Here is a 13415-nt window from a genome sequence, read left to right as displayed (position 1 = left end):
CGGTGCTTTTGGTTTGAATAAACATACATTCTTAGAAAGAAAGGAAGCAGCAGATGAAAATACCAGTAATTATGGATATGGACCCGGGACACGACGATGTCATCGCTTTATTTCTTGCGGCGGGGCATCCGGATATGGATATCCGGGCTGTAACGACCGTTTCAGGCAATGCAGATATAGGAAAAACAACAAGAAATGCTTTAGTGGCTGCTGATACCGCAGGCCTTAAGGGAGTACCGGTGGCGGAAGGAGCAGGAAGGCCCCTGGTCCGCAAGGCGGAGCACGCTCCTTCTATCCACGGTGAGTCCGGTCTGGATGGGCCAGAGCTTCCGGCGCCGACACATACGGTGGAGGAAAGACATGCAGTCGACGTAATGGAAGAGCTGCTGCTTCATTCAGAGGAAGAGATTACCGTTATTGCGACGGGACCGCTCACCAATATTGCCATGCTATGCCGTAAAAATCCGAAGGCCGCTGGACGTATTCGCCGCCTGTCGGTTATGGGAGGCGGCACGTTTGGCAACTGGACACCTGCGGCAGAGTTTAATATTTATGCAGATGCAGAAGCAGCAGAAATCGTTTTTTCAAGCGGCATCCCAATCACGATGTGCGGCCTTGATGTCACTCATCAGGCGTTATCATCCGAGGCCGTGGTGGAACGGATTAAAGAGATACCAACAATGGCGGCCCAGTTTACGTATGAACTGCTTGATCACTTCCAGCGTGCTTACCAGGAGCGTTTTCATCTCACGCTCCCGCCGGTTCATGATCCGTGCGCGGTGGCAGTGTGCCTGGAGCCGTCCCTGTTTACATTTGAATCGGCCGAGGTAAAGGTGGAAACTGCGGGAAAGCATACGTACGGGGAAACAGTCATTGATGCTTCCGCTGCTGACGGGCCGGTGCAGGTCGCAGTGGAAGTCGATAATGATAAATTTTGGGATTTAATCGTACAATCGCTTAAAAATCTGCCATAATGGAAATAGAAAAGTAAGCGTTATAATTAAAGAGACAAGGGAGCAGGAGGGACGCATATGGGTTTTTCTGTAGAAATGAACTGGGAAATTATTACGAATAAGCAGGCCGAGCGCCTCGATGAAAAAAATTTCCGGCTGATCAAAGATAATTATCAAATGTTTCCGCTTGATCACCCGCTTCCCATTCACACCTTTGCCGAAAAGGTGCCGTTTGGCAAGGCGGTTATACACCGGGTGGAATGGGAATCCCACCGCACCACAATTGAATACGAGCTTGTGTCCCTAACCTCGGTCAACTAAGCAGACAAATAGTGAACCCCCGACGCGTGCTGCGCCGGGGGTTCGGTTTATACATAATCCATATTGTCTGTATCACCGTGCATGCTTCGGATCTCATCCGGGTTGGCAACGACAGTAGGCTGGTAGTCAATTAAGATGGCAGAACGCTCTCCGGGCCCGTCCTCCGGGCCTTTGCGTACGGAGCCTACGTAATGAGTGACCAGTGGATCATACACCCCGTAGGATTCAAGCGGGCGGGTCATGTAAAAGGAATCAGTAATTTTTTCCTTGTCAACCTCCTCCGGCATCCGCCCGCGGACCTCCGGAACAGAAATGACGTTCCGTGCGCCTTCGATATTGCGCCGGCGGATCAGGTGCGCAAATGTGAACGGCTCGCCGTCCTGATGCAGCGTATTTGGCGAAGAAAAAGCTTCGTCCTCACCGGATTCAACGTGCAGCTTCACAAAGTGGACTCCTGCATGAAATGGCATCAGCGCATCCTCGCGTGTCCAGAATGTCTGGCGGAAATTAAAGGCGATCAGCGCTTCAAGCAGCCGGTTGTGCCTGACGTGTTCGGGAATGGCAGGAAAGCGGCGGCTCGCGTCCGGGTATTCCGGGTTGAACGACCCCTGGAAATAATCGTAGTAGCTTTTACCGTTTTTAACCGTTTCCGGCAGCCATTCGATCCGGTGGGTGCCGGGAAAAATAACGGCACGGCCATACTGACGGTAGCGGTTCAGATCCGGGGCATAGTCATCGGCCGGAAGGTCGTCAAAGGCGGCGGTGAGAGCAGCAAGATCGGCTTCGCTGTAGCTGTCATGCAGGATATCGGCTAAATCGTAATATTCGTATCCCTGCTGTTTTAAAGGCTTCATTTGTCTATTTCTCCTCCCGAATAGTGGTTTCTTCGAGTGGAAGCATCCTTCCATTGTTTTCACAAATGCTAGTGTATCACGCGCGGCCGAAGTTGAGTATATGAAAGCCGGGCTCCATCTTTCGTTTTTGTGACAGATTCATTATAATTAAAGAACAAATGTTCTTGAATTCAAAGAAATCAGCGAAGAGAGGAATTTCTTTATGCCAGTTATCCTAGCGGAGAAGCCGTCCCAGGCAAAAGCCTACGCGGCCGCGTTTCAAATACAGGAGAAAAAAGATGGGTATATGCGGCTGAAGCCGTGCAGCCTGTTTCCGGACGGGGCGGTGCTTACCTGGGGGTTTGGCCATCTGCTCGAGCTCCGGGCCCCGGCCGATTACGAGTCCTCCTGGAAAAAATGGTCGCTCGATACCCTCCCGATGCTTCCCGCCCATTTCCGCTTCAAGCCTAACCCCAGGGCATTCAAGCAGCTGAAGATTGTCAAACAGATGCTGCAGGAAGCCGACAGCATTATTATTGCGACCGACTGCGACCGGGAAGGCGAGAACATCGCGCGCAGCGTTATCGACTATACGAAAACGTCTCATAAACCAACCCGGCGCCTTTGGATCAACAGCCTCGAAAAGGACGAAGTGTATAAAGGGTTCGAGCAGCTCCGGGAAGGTGCAGACTATCTCCCTCTTTACGAGGAGGCACGGGCCCGCCAGTTTTCCGACTGGATTGTCGGCATGAATGCGAGCCGTCTGTATACGCTGCTGTTAAAGCAGAAGGGCATCAATGAAGTGTTCAGCGTCGGCAGGGTCCAGACGCCGACACTCAAGCTTATTTACGACCGGCAGAAGGAAATTGAGGCGTTTGTGCCCGAGCCTTACTGGGAGCTTGAAGGAACCTTCCGGGCGGAAGCAGGAGAGTATAAAGGAAAGTATAAAAAGCGCTTCGGCTCAAAGGAAGAGGTGCTCCGGATCTGGAAGGAGCACGGACTGAAAAAGGATACCGAAGGCACGGTCAGGAGCGTCAAAAAAGAAGAAAAGCAGGAAAAGCCCCCGCTCCTTCACTCGCTCTCGAGCCTGCAGACAACGATGAACAAGAAATATAAAATGAGTCCGTCGGCCGTGCTGAAAACGGTGCAGAGCCTGTATGACGAACCATTAAAAGCTGTTTCCTATCCGAGAACGGACACCCGCCACATCACATCAGGGGAATTTAACTACTTAAAAGGAAATCTCTCCCGGATGCAGGAGTGCATGAACGTCTCCTTCGAGCCGGCGTCCACCACTCCCTCGAAGCGGTTTGTAGACGGAAGCAAAGTTCAGGAGCACCATGCGATCATTCCGACTAAAAAAGTGCTGAGCCAGACTCAGTTTGAAAAGCTGAACCGGGCCCAGCAGCAGGTGTACAAAGAGGTCATGAACAGCGTGCTGGCGATGTTTCACCGAAACTACGTATACGAAGAAACGACGGTGGAAACGGACGTCCATGGGCTTATTTTTGAAAGCAAAGGCCGGGTGGACCGGCAGCTGGGCTGGAAGGAGCTCTTTCCGGCGCCGAAGAAGAAGAAAGATCAGGAGGACAATACTCTTCCCCCATTAGCCGAAAAAGAGCAGGTTACGGCATACGTCCAGGCGGCTGAAAAGGAAACCCAGCCGCCCAAGCCTTACACCGAGGGACAACTGATCAACATGATGAAGTCCTGCGGCAAATGGATCGAGGATGATGAAACGTCTAAAAAAGTACTGCAGGAAACAGAAGGCCTTGGGACTGAAGCGACGCGCAGCACCATTATTCAGACCCTGCAAAAGCAGGAATATATCCGGATTCAAAAGAACATTGTGGAAGTGACCGCCAAGGGCCGTGCACTGTGCGAAGTAGTGGAGGGGACGCTTTTGTCCAAGCCGCTGCTCACCGCGAAATGGGAAGCCTTTTTAAAGCAGATTGGCAGCGGGGAAGCGGATAAGGAAGCTTTTTTAAAGCAGACAGAGGCTTTTACGAAAAAACTGGTGGAAGAAGCGCCGGCAGGCATAACGAATATGCAGACGAAGCCGGATCAGGTCGCCTCCTCCAAAAAACAGCCGCAGCGTGCAGAGCCAATTGCCCTCTGTCCCGTATGCCAAAAGGGACAGCTGATGGAGCGGAAGTCCTTTTACGGCTGCAGTGAATATGCGAATGGCTGCAAATTCACCGTCCCGAAAACGTTATTGAAAAAAAGAATTACCCAGGCGCAGGTTAAAAAGCTGTGTGAAAAAGGGGAAACCCAGGTGATTAAAGGATTTAAAGGCAAAAAGCCGTTTGACGCCAAATTAAAACGTAAAGAAAATGGCGTGGAATTTGTGTTTCCAGCTAAAGACAATGCCTCGTCGTAGACAATATCCGGAAATTTGATATACTGTGAGGCAGAATGTTTTCTAGGGTTCCGCGGCATTGCCGGTCTGGTCCAAGAGAAAACCCGCAGACGAATAGTTTGCGACACGGAGGGATAAAAACCCGGGAGATCTTCGCTGCGAAGACTTCCCGGGTTTTTTCGCGGTTAAAGCTGTAATGAATATTTCCGGGAAATAATTAAGAAAGCACCGGCAAGGAGGGATTGTAATGGGATGGATCAACGTCGCGGCAGCGGCAGCATTTGAAATTCTCTGGGTCGTGGGCTTGAAGCATGCCTCGGCCGGATGGGAATGGGCAGGAACGCTTGTGGCTATCGTACTGAGCTTTCTCTTTTTAATCCGGGCGGGCGAACATCTGCCGGTAGGAACATCATACGTGGCCTTTGTCGGTATTGGTACCGTCGGAACGACGGTTCTTGATATGATCTTTTTCGGCCAGCCATTCGAATGGATCAAGCTGGTCTTTATTTTCATGCTGATTGGAGGCATCGCCGGGCTTCATACAGCCTCCGGGCGTGCCAAAGCAAATGAAGGGAGCGGTGGACAGTGATGACATGGCTGTATTTGATCGGTGCGGGTATTTTTGAGATGATTGGTGTTTCGATGATTAATGAATGGATCCAAAAGCGGGTCATCTGGCCGCTGCTGTTAATTGCTGCCGGGTTTGGAGCAAGCTTTTTTCTCCTTTCCCTTGCGATGCAGACGCTCCCGATGGGGACTGCCTACGCTGTCTGGACAGGAATAGGGGCAGCAGGCAGCGCACTGTTTGGCATGCTTTGGTACAAAGAGCCGGCAAACACAGGCCGGCTTATAAGTATCGCAGTGATCCTTGCTTCTGTGGTGGGCCTGAAGCTGATAGCGCCATAAAACGTTCAAAAACAAAAGCTTTTATGGCTTGAGCACAGGCTTTATTTTGATTATAGTTACACTCAGGTGAAGCATTTGGAGCAGAAAAGCAATGAAAAATGAAAGGAGGAAAACATATGGATCTTCAAAGTATTTTGTATGAGGCACATTCAGGTTCGTGGGCATTTTTGATTATATTCTTTTTGATCAGCTACCTGTTTCCGAAACAAAAAGTGACAATGATGATTGAGCGGCTTTTCGTGGTTATCATGGTTCTTTCTGGTGCAGGCATGGTGGCGCTGTATGGCTTCCCGCTCCTGTCCATTATAAAAGGGGTGCTGGCCCTGATATTTATCGGGGTAATGGAAATGATGTTTGTCCGCCGGCGGGCAGGCAGAAAACACGCCATGTTTTGGATTATATGGGTCATTTTATTCGCAATTATCCTTTCTATCGGCTACGATGTGATTGGGTAATACAGAGAGCATGCTGCAAAAACAGCATGCTTTTTTATATGCGTGCATTTTTGGGTATAGAAGAGATAGACTAGAGCTCCCTGAATGCAAGTATTTTTTAAACAACCATTACATGTATCATGCAAGTAATACATAAAGAAGCCATAGACAGCTGTGGCAGGGGAAAGGAGGAAAAGGGCATTGTTTGAAGGAAACGCGAACGTGGATTCATTTATATTATTAGGAGCACTTCTGCTTATATTAGGTGTCGTCGTGACAAAATTTTCGACACGTCTCGGCGTACCTTCGCTTATTTTGTTTATAATTCTAGGTATGCTGATGGGAAATGATGGTTTTGGCATTATTGACTTTCAAAATGTCCAGCTTGCCCAGACTGTCGGGATTATAGCCCTGATTATTATTCTGTTTGAAGGGGGTACTCAGACAAGGTGGCGTGACATTAGGCCGGTGGTGGGGCCTTCCGTAACGCTCGCCACGTTTGGTGTCCTGTTTACAGCTGCTCTGATGGGGGTGGTGGCAAAGCAGCTGCTCGACCTGAGCTGGCTTGAAGCGATGCTTCTCGGAGCCACAGTCGGTTCGACAGACGCCGCAGCCGTCTTTGCTGCCCTGAAAGGACGGAGCATTGATAAAAAAATGGGGTCCACCCTCGAAGCGGAGTCGGGAAGCAACGATCCGATGGCCGTGTTTTTAACGCTCTTTTTTATTGAATTAATTTTGGCAGATTCGCCGAATGTCTGGCTGTTATCCGGTGCTTTTTTCTGGCAGATGGGCGCTGGTCTTGCGATGGGAGCCCTGTTTGGCTGGGCAGCCTCATGGACCATCAACCGTATCAATCTGGACTCAAGTGGTTTGTATCCTCTATTTGCGATCGCTTTTGCATTGTTGACCTACAGCGTGACCTCGAGCATGAGCGCAAGCGGGTTTTTGGCAGTATATGTAGCAGCCCTTATGATAGGAAACTCCGATTTGATCTACCGTCAGCCGATTTACCGGTTTAACGAAGGGATGGCATGGATGTCTCAGATAAGCATGTTTATCATCCTGGGTCTCCTTGCGTTTCCAAGAGATATATTGACATGGTCAAACATCACGATGGGGCTCATTTTATCAGCGGTGTTAATGTTTTTGGCCCGCCCGCTGGCTACGTTTTTGTCGACTTCCTTTTTCGGCTACAAGCCGAAGCAGAATATATTTCTATCCTGGGCGGGACTGCGCGGGGCGGTGCCGATCATTTTGGCTACATACCCGATCGTGGCCGGTGTGGAGTCGGGCAGCCAGATTTTTAACGTCGTCTTCTTTATTGTGCTGACATCTGCGCTGATCCAGGGAGCGACTATCGCTCCATTAGCAAAGTGGCTTCACCTGTCCGGTCCGCTCCGGGAAGCGCCGACTCATTCCCTGGAGCTGGTGTCACTTGGAAAAGCGAACGCAGAAATTATGGAATTTCAAACGAATGAAGCGACACCGATTGTCGGCCAGACGCTTCAAAGCATTGAATTTCCAGCCTCTGCGCTGATCAGCGCGATTGTAAGAGACGATGAACTGGTCACTCCAGTTGGTGAGACGGTAATCAATGCAGGTGATTATTTGTATATTCTTGTATCGCGTAAAGAGAAGCGTATTTTAAAGCAGATGCTCCGACACGATTACTAGCGGAAAGGGCCGGTATTAAGGTGCATTAAATTTAAGGAAAGAAGGAAGGGCTCCGCATGAGTGTGCTGATCAATGTATTGATCCCAATCATTTTAATATTTGCGATTGGCTATTTGCTGCAGAAAAGACAGGCAGTGGATATTCGGCCGGTGTCGGCTGTCGCTCTTTATGTATTGACGCCCGCGCTTGTTTTCCGGACATTCTATGAAAGAGAGCTGAACAGCGATATGCTGTCGATGGCTCTGTTTTCCCTGGTGTTTTTGGCGGTCATGACCGGGCTGATCAAATTAGTGTCTTTTTTGCGTCAATGGCCAAAAGCCAATGAAACCGGCATGATGCTGTCCACTGTATTTATGAATGCGGGTAATTACGGTGCTCCCTTAATCGCTTTTGCGTTTGGCGATACAGCCTTTGCCTACTCTATCGTTTTTATGGTTATCCAGACGATGCTGATGAATACTGTAGGTGTCTATATCGCAAACAGCGCCAATATGGATACAGCCGACGCGTTTCGCACGGTGCTGCGGATGCCGGTATTTTATGCACTGCTTGCGGGCATCCTCTTCCAGCTGACAGGAATACCGATCGGTGCGACCTATTATGAAGCCCTTGATATGCTCGCGAGCGCAGCGATTCCGGTAGTTATGATTATACTGGGCATGCAGCTTGCACGCATATCCGTAAAACGCATGGATTGGAAGCTTGTAAGTGCAGGCACGTTTTTGCGGCTTATATTTGCCCCGGCCCTTGCTTATGTGATTACTCTGCTGCTGCAGACCAGCGATACGCTGACGACCGTGCTGGTTGTTTCAACAGCGATGCCGAGTGCAGCAACGATGGCAATGATTTCCGTCCAGTTTGATTCCAACCCTCAGCTTGTTTCGAGTATTACACTGGTGACAACTCTTTTAAGCGTCCCCTCCCTCTGGGTGGTGCTGTCGATTTTCCAGGCGTAAAACTCGGGGTGAATTGACGGAAGAGGTGTACCGCGTTATGATATAAGTAATATCAAACCACTAGGGGTGCCTGTTGGCTGAGACAGCGTAAAGCTGATCCCTTTGAACCTGATCTGGATTATACCAGCGGAGGGAAGTGGGGAAGAGATGCTGATACGACTATCTCCCCCGCTTTCTAACGAAGGCGGGGTTTTTTGTGGGAAAATATTATATTTGCTGGGGGTGCCTGCTGAGGCTGAGACCGGAGAACTATCCGGAACCCTTTGAACCTGATCTGGAGATCCAGCGGAGGGAAGCAGCCATGTTGAACCTTTTAACGGGCAGCCTCCTTCCTTCTGGAAGGAGGTTTTTTTATGGATAATAAACCGAAGCCTTGCATCCACGCCGTATCGCCGCCGGATATACAGTTGAAAGCTTGGTGGGAAAAAACGAGAGAGCTGAGTGGGGTCGTTGACTACGTGCATGTACGGGCGCCCGAATGGACAAGGCGTGAAAAAGAAACGGCCATTGGATGGGTGTTAAAGGAAGGAGCTGCCCCGAAGCAGCTGATCATAAATGATGAACCCGAACTTGCTGCTGCATACGGCCTGGCCGGTGCCCACCTGCCGGAGCGTCGTACGATCTATCCGGTCTCCGCAGGCTGGGGTCAGTCCGTCCACTCGGTGGAAGCGGCGGAAAAAAGTGAACAGCAGGGAGCATCATGGCTGTATTTTGGCCATGTGTTTGCCTCCGGCAGTAAACCTGGGAAATCACCGCGAGGGCTCCGGGCGCTGGAGGCTGTGGCGAAAAGCGTACGGATCCCCGTAATTGCCATAGGAGGAATTGACGCTGACAAAGCAGTGGAGTGTATAAACTGTGGAGCGTCCGGGGTCGCAGCCATTGCATATTTTTATGAGGCTGCCCAGCCCGGAAAAGCAGCCGGAAAGCTCAGAGCCCGGTTAAGGAGTGATAACAATGAAGGCTGATACAGAGGTTCTTATTGTAGGCGCAGGTGTGCAGGGATGCTCGCTTGCGTATCAGTTAAGCAAACGCGGGCGCCGCGTAATGGTAATCGAGAAAGACTCCATTGCTGCCGGAGCATCAAAAGCGGCTGCCGGCATGCTCGGAGCGCAGTCCGAGTGGGAGGGGTCTGACCTTTTTCAGGAATTCGCCCTGGAAAGCCGGGAGCTGTTTGAAGAGATGGTCCCCGAAGTGGAAGCGCTTAGTGGAATGGATGTTTCCTACGTGAACAACGGAATGCTGAAGCCTGTATGGGAGAAGGCGGGAGAAGATAAATACCGGCGGGCTGCAGGGCGCGGCTACGGCGCGGAGTGGCTTTCGGCACATGAAGCCCTGCGCAGGGAACCGGCGCTTTCCAAAAACATCCGGGGCGTCTGGTCCATCCCGAAGGACGGACAGCTCCGGGCCTATGAGTGGACAATAGCCCTTGCTGAAGCAGCAAGGGCCTGCGGGACAATTATACGGGAAAACACTTCTGTGGACCGTTTTTTAGAAGCTGACGGCCGGATTTGTGGCGTGAAAACAAAGGAAGGAATGATTGAAGCAAAAGAAGTGGTTTTTACCGGGGGGAGCGCCGGAGTGGAGCTGTTGGATGAAAAGGATTTTACGCTCTATCCGGTAAAAGGGGAGTGCTTGTCCGTACGGATGCCCCATGAGAATTTGAGACACACTCTGCACACGCCGGAGGTATACATTGTTCCGAAAAGGGACGGGGAAATCTTTATCGGCGCCACAGAAAAGCCCGGGGACTCGAGTACAGGAGTCAGTGTAGCCTCGATGCAGGAGCTGATGAAAGCAGCTGTTCATTTAGTACCGGGTCTGAAGCATGCAAGCATTGAAAGATTTTGGAGCGGCATCCGGCCGCAGACAGGAGACGGACTGCCATATATGGGACAGACCAGCCGTGGCCTGTGGGTAATGACCGGGCACTACAGAAACGGTATTCTGCTTTCAGCACTGAGCGGACAATGGATGGCTGCCCGGATCGAAGGAGAAAGCGTCCGCGAAGACTGGAAGCACCTGTTTGCCGTAGATCCTCAAATACGAAAGGGAGGAGTTATTCATGCAGATCACGCTTAATGGTCAATTACAGAATATTGAGAACAGCACAACTGTAGCCGATTTACTGGAAGAGCTTCAGATCGCCCACAAAAAAACAGTGGTGGAGCGCAACGGTACTATTGTGATTGAAGAATTTCATCAGCAGGAAGGTTTAATGGACGGGGATAAAATCGAAATCATTCATTTTGTAGGAGGCGGATGAACGAATGCTTAATATTGGCAATATGACGTTTGAATCGAATTTATTTCTTGGCACCGGAAAATATAAGGACGCTAAGACCCAGCTCCAGGCAGTAGAAGCATCGGAAACGGAGGTACTGACCTTCGCCGTTCGGAGAATGAACCTGTTTGACAGCAGCCAGCCAGATCCATTTGAACAGATGGATGTATCCAAATATCGGCTGCTCCCGAATACAGCGGGAGCTAAAACGGCTGAAGAGGCAGTACGGACAGCGAAGCTGGCAGAAGCGGCCAATATGTGTGACATGATTAAAGTAGAAGTGATCGGCTGCGACAAAACGCTTCTGCCGGATCCGGTGGAAACGCTCCGGGCCTCGGAGCAGCTGCTGAACGAAGGGTTTACTGTCCTCGCGTATACCTCTGATGACGTTGTGCTGGCAAGAAAGCTTCAGGAGCTTGGTGTTCATGCAGTAATGCCGGGGGCCTCTCCTATAGGCACGGGGCTTGGAATCATTAATCCGTACAACCTCTCCCATATTATTGAGCAGGCGGAGGTTCCGGTAATTGTAGATGCAGGCATTGGGAGCCCGAAGGATGCTGCTTATGCAATGGAGCTAGGTGCTGATGGCATCCTGCTGAATACAGCAGTTTCAGGAGCGGGCGATCCTGTAAAAATGGCAGAGGCGATGAAACTGGCAGTAAGGGCCGGGGCACTTGGCGCAGAAGCAGGGCGCATTGATAAAAAATTCTATGCCCAGGCAAGCAGCCCTATAGGGGGCCTCAGCATTTGAATACGGAAGAACGTTTTTCCCGTCAGCGGTTATTTCACGGCATCGGCCGGAAAGGACAGGAAAGGCTGCATGAGGCTCACGTCATAGTGGTGGGCGCGGGCGCTCTTGGGAGTTTAACCGCCGAAACCCTCGTACGCGCGGGAATCGGAAAATTAACGCTGATCGACCGGGATTATGTGGAGGAAAGCAATCTGCAGCGCCAGCAGCTTTATACGGAAGCCGACGCCGAGGCCTGTACGCCAAAGGCAGAAGCGGCGAAAAAGCGGCTGCTCGATATCCGGAGTGATGCTTCTATTGAAATCATTGTCGGAGAAGCCGATCCGGCCGTGCTTGAAAATTGTCTGCCCGCAGATCTTATTATTGATGGGCTCGATAATATGGAAACGAGGCTGATGATTAATGATACAGCGTTGAAGCACCGGCTCCCCTGGATCTACGGAGCCTGTGTAGGCGCGTACGGACTGAGCTACACAGTAAGGCCGGGACATGGGCCGTGCCTGCGCTGCCTGATGAAGGGTATCCCAATGGAAGGGGAAACGTGTGACACGGTGGGTATTATTGCCCCGGCCGTCCAATTCGTAAGCGCCGCTCAGGTGACCGAAGCGATGAAGCTGCTTACTCATTCCTTTGAACAACTCCGAGGAACGCTGTGGTCGTTTGATGTATGGTCGAACGAGAGTTCTTCCATTCATGTAGACTCGCTGCAGGATGAGGATTGTCCCTCCTGCGGGGCATCGCCAGCGTATCCGGCGCTCGCATGGAGTGGGCGAAGCAAGGCGGAGACGTTGTGCGGCAGGGACGCCGTACAGGTGAAGCCTCTTCCTGATATGCAGGTGTCACTGAAGCAGACGGCGGACGTTCATAAGCAGCACATCTCCAAAGCGAATCAGCATCTGCTGGTGTTAAATATTGAAAACAAGCGGATGGTGCTCTTTAAAGACGGAAGAGCCATTATTCACGGGGTTTCCGGGGAAGTGGAGGCAAGATCGTTGTATCAGAGATATATTGGAGGATAAATATTCCTTGTTTCATTTTACGGGCGGAGTGGTAATATTCCTTGCAAGGAGGGGGAACTATTGCCTACCGCTCGTATTTTTGTATCCGTAGAAGAAGCACAGAAGGCTGTAGATAAATTAAAGATGCAGGGGATCCAAAAGGAACAGATTTATGCTTTGGCTCTTGAGGCGGAAAAAGCGACTGCGAAAGAACTAAAAGTAAGTGATACAGAAGCAGACGCTACAAGTCCGGTGGAGTTCGTAAAACAGTTTTTCCGAAACGGTGCATCGGATATTTATGAACGATTAACAAAGCTTGGATACAGTGATGAAGAAGCGCGCGATCTGAGTGAAAAGCTAAACGAACATAATATATTAATTGCTGTTGATGAAGATCCGGAAAAATTCTCTTTTGAAAAGTGAATCTTTTCCGGATTTTGTTCAGCTTTGAGGCCCGCACGAGGCAGGTCAGTTCGGTTAATATCTATTCTTCGCTTTTCGATGTCCGGCTCCGCCTCCCGACCGCCCGTGCCATTGGCTTCATCCTTGTTTCATCGTCTATCGACGCTTCCAACAGGGCCCGCGTCGCTGAACAGGCTTCCTTCGCTTTTCGATCTGTCCAGCTCCGGAAGCCAGCGGCGGCGTGTCCCTTCAGATCTTTGGTAAAGAGAAAAGGCCTCTTTATCCAAAGCTCTTCCAGGGCCCGCGCCGCTGAACAGGCTTCCTTCGCTTTTCGATAAAATTTTATGTAATTTTTATGAATTATGGCTGTGACAGCTGCAATGATTAGTTAGTATGATAGAATAACGGTGGTATATAGACTAATAGTTGCGTTAATATAAGGAGAGTGGTATTGTTTCGATGGGAATTCTACTCGGATGTACATATACGACGGCAACTTGCACTCTACGAGGTAGGAATTACCTTATAGATACCCATAGAATTATCAGAT

Annotated in this window: 15 protein-coding genes and 3 riboswitches; of the genes, 14 read left to right on the top strand and 1 reads right to left on the bottom strand. The window is 50.5% G+C overall.

Features of this window, described 5'->3' with window-relative positions:
• Positions 1-53 precede the first annotated feature (53 nt).
• Positions 54-974 carry a nucleoside hydrolase gene (locus Q0757_RS10880; RefSeq protein ID WP_298787209.1) on the top strand — a complete coding sequence of 307 codons (921 nt, stop codon included), beginning with the start codon at positions 54-56 and terminating at the stop codon, positions 972-974.
• A gap of 57 nt (positions 975-1031) precedes the next feature.
• Positions 1032-1274, top strand: a complete 243-nt coding sequence (locus tag Q0757_RS10875) for a DUF2584 family protein (RefSeq protein WP_022792532.1) — start codon at positions 1032-1034, stop codon at positions 1272-1274.
• 47 nt (positions 1275-1321) lie between these two features.
• Here Q0757_RS10875 and Q0757_RS10870 read toward each other — a convergent pair whose 3' ends face one another.
• On the bottom strand, positions 1322-2128 hold the full coding sequence (locus Q0757_RS10870; protein WP_298787205.1) for a 2OG-Fe dioxygenase family protein: 807 nt from the start codon (positions 2126-2128) through the stop codon (positions 1322-1324).
• A gap of 202 nt (positions 2129-2330) precedes the next feature.
• Between Q0757_RS10870 and Q0757_RS10865 the strand changes: the two genes are divergently transcribed.
• The 12 genes from Q0757_RS10865 (at position 2331) to Q0757_RS10810 (ending at position 12886) form a co-directional block, all read left to right on the top strand.
• On the top strand, positions 2331-4487 hold the full coding sequence (locus Q0757_RS10865; RefSeq protein ID WP_298787203.1) for a type IA DNA topoisomerase: 2157 nt from the start codon (positions 2331-2333) through the stop codon (positions 4485-4487).
• Between the two features lie 31 nt (positions 4488-4518).
• A riboswitch (guanidine-I (ykkC/yxkD leader) is annotated at positions 4519-4617 on the top strand.
• Between the two features lie 96 nt (positions 4618-4713).
• Positions 4714-5055 carry a multidrug efflux SMR transporter gene (locus Q0757_RS10860; protein WP_298787201.1) on the top strand — a complete coding sequence of 114 codons (342 nt, stop codon included), beginning with the start codon at positions 4714-4716 and terminating at the stop codon, positions 5053-5055.
• Positions 5055-5372 carry a multidrug efflux SMR transporter gene (locus Q0757_RS10855; RefSeq protein ID WP_298787590.1) on the top strand — a complete coding sequence of 106 codons (318 nt, stop codon included), beginning with the start codon at positions 5055-5057 and terminating at the stop codon, positions 5370-5372. The genes Q0757_RS10860 and Q0757_RS10855 overlap by 1 nt, the downstream gene beginning before the upstream one ends.
• A gap of 116 nt (positions 5373-5488) precedes the next feature.
• Entirely contained in the window at positions 5489-5827 is a 339-nt protein-coding gene (locus Q0757_RS10850) for a DUF1516 family protein (protein ID WP_298787199.1), read from the top strand.
• Between the two features lie 180 nt (positions 5828-6007).
• Positions 6008-7480: a potassium/proton antiporter gene (locus tag Q0757_RS10845; RefSeq protein ID WP_298787197.1), complete on the top strand. Its 1473-nt coding sequence runs from the start codon at positions 6008-6010 to the stop codon at positions 7478-7480.
• Between the two features lie 56 nt (positions 7481-7536).
• The gene (locus tag Q0757_RS10840; protein WP_298787195.1) at positions 7537-8436 is read left to right on the top strand and encodes an AEC family transporter; all 900 of its coding nucleotides are present in this window, start codon (positions 7537-7539) and stop codon (positions 8434-8436) included.
• A gap of 52 nt (positions 8437-8488) precedes the next feature.
• Positions 8489-8588: riboswitch (TPP riboswitch) on the top strand.
• Between the two features lie 56 nt (positions 8589-8644).
• Positions 8645-8747: riboswitch (TPP riboswitch) on the top strand.
• Between the two features lie 42 nt (positions 8748-8789).
• On the top strand, positions 8790-9401 hold the full coding sequence (locus Q0757_RS10835) for a thiamine phosphate synthase (RefSeq protein WP_298787193.1): 612 nt from the start codon (positions 8790-8792) through the stop codon (positions 9399-9401).
• Positions 9391-10515, top strand: a complete 1125-nt coding sequence (gene thiO, locus Q0757_RS10830) for a glycine oxidase ThiO (RefSeq protein WP_298787191.1) — start codon at positions 9391-9393, stop codon at positions 10513-10515. The genes Q0757_RS10835 and thiO overlap by 11 nt, the downstream gene beginning before the upstream one ends.
• Positions 10499-10699, top strand: a complete 201-nt coding sequence (thiS, locus tag Q0757_RS10825; protein ID WP_298787189.1) for a sulfur carrier protein ThiS — start codon at positions 10499-10501, stop codon at positions 10697-10699. Before thiO ends, thiS begins: the two co-directional genes overlap by 17 nt.
• A 4-nt stretch (positions 10700-10703) precedes the next feature.
• Positions 10704-11468, top strand: a complete 765-nt coding sequence (locus Q0757_RS10820) for a thiazole synthase (protein ID WP_298787187.1) — start codon at positions 10704-10706, stop codon at positions 11466-11468.
• Positions 11465-12484 (top strand): ThiF family adenylyltransferase, encoded by a 1020-nt coding sequence (locus tag Q0757_RS10815; RefSeq protein ID WP_298787185.1) that lies wholly within the window; start codon positions 11465-11467, stop codon positions 12482-12484. Before Q0757_RS10820 ends, Q0757_RS10815 begins: the two co-directional genes overlap by 4 nt.
• A gap of 60 nt (positions 12485-12544) precedes the next feature.
• On the top strand, positions 12545-12886 hold the full coding sequence (locus Q0757_RS10810; RefSeq protein ID WP_298787183.1) for a general stress protein: 342 nt from the start codon (positions 12545-12547) through the stop codon (positions 12884-12886).
• Positions 12887-13415: the final 529 nt, after the last annotated feature.

The organism is uncultured Marinococcus sp., assembly GCF_947493875.1.
Taxonomy (GTDB): domain Bacteria; phylum Bacillota; class Bacilli; order Bacillales; family Marinococcaceae; genus Marinococcus.
This window is presented reverse-complemented; position numbering and strand designations above follow the sequence as displayed.